General features: G+C 59.4%; 3 protein-coding genes. All 3 read right to left on the bottom strand.

Going from position 1 to position 4,089, the window contains the following annotated elements; all coding sequences use genetic code 11:
• Positions 1-1,761, bottom strand: a 1,761-nt coding sequence (locus VL197_15110) for an ammonia-forming cytochrome c nitrite reductase subunit c552 (GenBank protein ID HUJ19312.1), incomplete at its 3' end; no start/stop codon positions are given.
• Between the two features lie 12 nt (positions 1,762-1,773).
• Positions 1,774-2,982, bottom strand: coding sequence for a BamA/TamA family outer membrane protein (locus VL197_15105; protein HUJ19311.1), 1,209 nt, complete (start codon positions 2,980-2,982; stop codon positions 1,774-1,776).
• 45 nt (positions 2,983-3,027) lie between these two features.
• Positions 3,028-3,771, bottom strand: coding sequence for a 2,3-diphosphoglycerate-dependent phosphoglycerate mutase (gene gpmA / locus VL197_15100; protein ID HUJ19310.1), 744 nt, complete (start codon positions 3,769-3,771; stop codon positions 3,028-3,030).
• Positions 3,772-4,089: the final 318 nt, after the last annotated feature.

Raw genomic sequence — 4,089 nt, 5'->3', positions numbered from 1 at the left:
AACGGCCTTCATCGCTTCGCCCTGGCTAAGCTGGTAGTTGCCCATGTTGTAGTAGGACGTCCACTGGTCGGGCCTAGCTGTTATGGAAGCAAGATACTCCTGCTCGGCTTTCCTGAGCTGCGCCTGATAGGCAGGCGGCGCGGTCATCCGCGGGAATGCTGCGATCCCTGCCGCTGCCCGGACCCTCACCAGACGGTACTCATCGCCTGTTGCTTCGATCAGGGCTTGCAAGCTCTCGGTGCTCGGCATCAGACCCAGCGCCTGGACCGCTGCGCCGCGAACGAGCGGTGACGGGTCCTTGGCCGCGGTGAGCAGCGCGCTCAAGGTCTTCTGGTCCTGCGTTGGGGAGATGAGGCGAATGAGCGAGGTAGCAAACACCTCGTCGTGTTTGGGATCATTGATATAGGCAAGCATATCCGTCAGCTTCGTCCAGTCCCGTTTGCGGGCCGCATCGATAAGCGCCGCGCGCTTAAGGATCGGCGCCTGGTAATCCCGGGCGCGCCACTGCCGCACAAGCTTATCGGCCCATTCCGCGTCTTTGTCTTTGTGGCAAGTGTTGCAGGCATTGGGAGACTTGTAAACAAGGGTCGCTGCCGGCGTTGGCGGAAGCATAGAATGGTCAGACCGGTTCATCCGCGCAAAAGCGGTCATTGGCATATGGCAGGAGATGCACTTGCTTCCCTCGCTCGACCCGGGATGGTGCGTGTGCGCCATCGGGTCCTTAACCTTGTCCTCATGGCAGGGCATGCAGGCGTTGTTGAACTTCTCCTGCTTGAACCGGTACCGGCCGCTGGAAGTATGGCAGTGAATGCAGTCGATCTGTCCCGATTTGGCGCAGGGGCTCATTCTCCACGAGGTCAGCGTATAGTTCTCGCCCAGGTCGCGGCCATCGGGATAGAAGTCGGGGTCTTCAAACGTCACGAGATCAAAGTGATCGAAGAAGCGGTCTCCCGACCTGTACTCCGTGGTCAGCGGGCTTGCCTTCGCATGACAGCTTGAGCAGAGGTCGCTCCGCTGCTGCTTCGTCATGATCTTGGTCCTGATGAGCCCGTACTCGGTCAGGGACTGGCCTTTTGGCCTGGCCTTCGCTATTTTGTTGTGCTCTGCTGAAGGGCCGTGGCAGGTCTCGCAATTTATGCCCGGCTCGTTCCAGGTGGTATGGTAAGTGTCCTTCTTGGGATCGTAATTAGTCGAGAGCTGGCTCACGTGGCAGCTGTAGCAAGCGGTGTTGAAAGTGTATGGCGACTCCTTCCAGCTGACCGTCTCGCCCCTCTCCCCTCCCGGGAAGTGCCGCATGCCGCTGGCAGCCGTGTCGAACCACTCCTTCTTGTTCACGTCATAGGCGACGGGAAGGGTCTGGAGCCTGCCTTTAGTAAATGGCGTCAGGAAGTAGTAGACGTTCTTGCCGCCGAGCACATGCTCGATCTTGTACTTCTTCGTCCCCTTCTGGCCGGTCTCGATCACGACGCCCTCATTGATATCGGCGCGGTACCTGTCTTTTCCGATCACGATCTCACCCTGCTGAGGCGTGAGCTGGATGGCAGCGAACCCCAGCGTGTAGGGCTGCATGGCAAGCCCATGCTTTGACGTGGACCAGAGCTGATAGAACTTCTCATGGCACTCACGGCAGCTCGAGGATCCGGCGTAGGGGCCGGACTTTGCTTCTTCGGCGTGTGATGGTAATGAGAAGAACAAACATATGATGAACAGGAACGTTCCTATACGCATGATGATCCCTTTCTCACCCTGCTTATGCATCATCTCGCCCCGTCCTCACGGCCGTGCCCAGGCGCTGCCGAATTGAACGTAGACGATCGGGTTGTCCGGGCCCCAGGCAACATCGATGCCCATGTGCAGCCCGTACCTGCTCGCCAGCTCATACCGGAACCCCACGCCGCCGCTCGTCACGGTGATCCTGTTGTCCACGCGCGTGAAGTCGTTCCAGGCAGCGCCCCATCCGCCGAAGCCGACAATGCTGAAGCGCTTCCAGAACTGCCACCGGAGCTCCGCCTCGATCTGCGCAACATCGTCCCCCTGGTAGCGAATTGCCTGCACGCCCCGCAGCTGGACATAGGGCCGCAGATAGAACGGAACATCGCCGGAACTCATCGTGCCTCCAGCCCTGACGCCGAAGGACAGCTCGGGATGCAGGGCAAGGAACTGCATAGCCGTGAGGGTCACCCTCTGGAACGCGTGATCACTGCCGAGAGCCGGGCTGAACAAGCCGGCAGAAGCGTCCAGGTAGGCGCCCTTCAGGGGCGTGAAGATGTTGTCGCGCGAATCAAAGGTGAGCGACACCAGCGCCCCGCCTACGTGAGACACGTTCTGGAACTGCGGGAGACGACTGTCGCCGGGGGCAGCTTCGAACGACACGTCGGTGACGGCTGCGACATAACCGAGGCCAGCCCAGACCCGCGAGTCCGCGATGCGATACTGACCCTGCAGGAACCCGCCCCTGGGCTTGAGGTTGTATGAGAGCGGGCGGTCCCGGACGACATCGTTCTTGCCGGTCCCGTAGAAGTCGAGGTTCACCGAGGCGGTGATAGCGCCTGCCAGAGTATGCAGCTGGTCGTTCATCCAGTACCGGGAGTCTGCGGCGAACGCGCCCCAGGTACCGTTCTCCGTGCCCAGGCCGCCAACGGCGGTGAGGTTCGGCCGCCAATGCCCGGCCTCTGCATTTTCCTTGTTCCGGTCCACGAATATCAGTCCGCCGGCAAGGCCGTAACCGACTGCCGGCTCCGTGATCGGAGACGCAATCGGAACAAATCCGTAGGCCTCATCAAGGAAACCGCTGAAATCGAGCCAGCCGTCCTGGGAATAGAACTGCGAAGGTTCAGCAGCAGCCGCAGCGGCTGACTGCCTCTTATCGACGCCGGTTTCCGTTGCTGTCGCGGCTTCGGCCCAAGGAGCGGCCAAGAGGAGAATGGCTGCTGACAGGCATGCGATCACGCCAACAACTATGTTCAGAGATCTCTTGATCAAAGGCTCCCTTCACAGATGAGACCCGTGTATTTCATTCTTCACGTTTCACTTCTTCAGCTGGTCCGCTACTGCCTGCGCCGCCTTTTTCGCCGCCTCGGGGTCGCCGAGGTAATAGCTGCGGATGGGTTTCAGATCATCCTTCAGCTCATAGACCAGAGGGATGCCGGTCGGTATGTTGAGGCCGACGATCTCCGCCGCGGGCACATTGTCGAGATACTTGACCAGAGCCCGTATGCTGTTCCCGTGTGCTGCAATGATTACCCGTTTTTCGGACCGCACGACCGGCGCGATGGTCTCCTTCCAATAAGGCAGAAAGCGCGCAACCGTGTCCTTCAGCGATTCCGTCAACGGCATCTCTTCCGGCCTCAGGTCCGCGTAGCGCGGGTCCCTGCCGGGATAGCGTTCGTCGTCCTTCTCGAGCATTGGCGGCGGAATATCGTAGCTCCTTCGCCAGATCTTGACCTGTTCCATCCCGTGTTTTTCCGCGGTCTCGGCCTTGTTCAGCCCCTGGAGCGCGCCGTAATGCCGCTCGTTCAGTCTCCAGTGGTTACGGACCGGGATCCACATGAGGTCCATCTCCTCGAGCACGATCCAGAGCGTCTTGATCGCGCGCTTGAGCACCGAGGTGAAGGCCATGTCGAAGACGAAGCCCTCCTTCCGGAGGAGCTTTCCCGCCTCGAGCGCCTCGTTCGTTCCTTTTTCGGTCAGTCCGACGTCCGTCCAGCCGGTGAACCGGTTCTCCTTGTTCCACATGCTTTCGCCGTGACGGAGCAACACGAGTTTCTTCATAGCACCATTCCTCTATTTCTTGAATATGATTTCTCCGCTCAATGCTTACGAACCCCCCCGAATCTTTATACCGGCTCACGCAGGGGTCAGCACGGGCGGTTTCTCAGCACACCGTTCGACGAACTGATGGATCAATATATGAATTACGTTGAATTCCTTCGAGTCTTTCGTTCTCTTTGAGCTGAGAAAGGTCTTGGTTTGGATGGTGCGCACAATTTCTTTCGGATGTCCTTCTCCCAAAGGAGAAACCCGCCGCGGAAAGCAAGGGAGTTGTCGCCTGCACGGCAGCCCGGCGGCAGCTTGTCCAGTTTATTGACA

The organism is Nitrospirota bacterium, from assembly GCA_035516965.1.
Lineage (GTDB): Bacteria > Nitrospirota > UBA9217 > UBA9217 > UBA9217 > MHEA01.
This window is presented reverse-complemented; position numbering and strand designations above follow the sequence as displayed.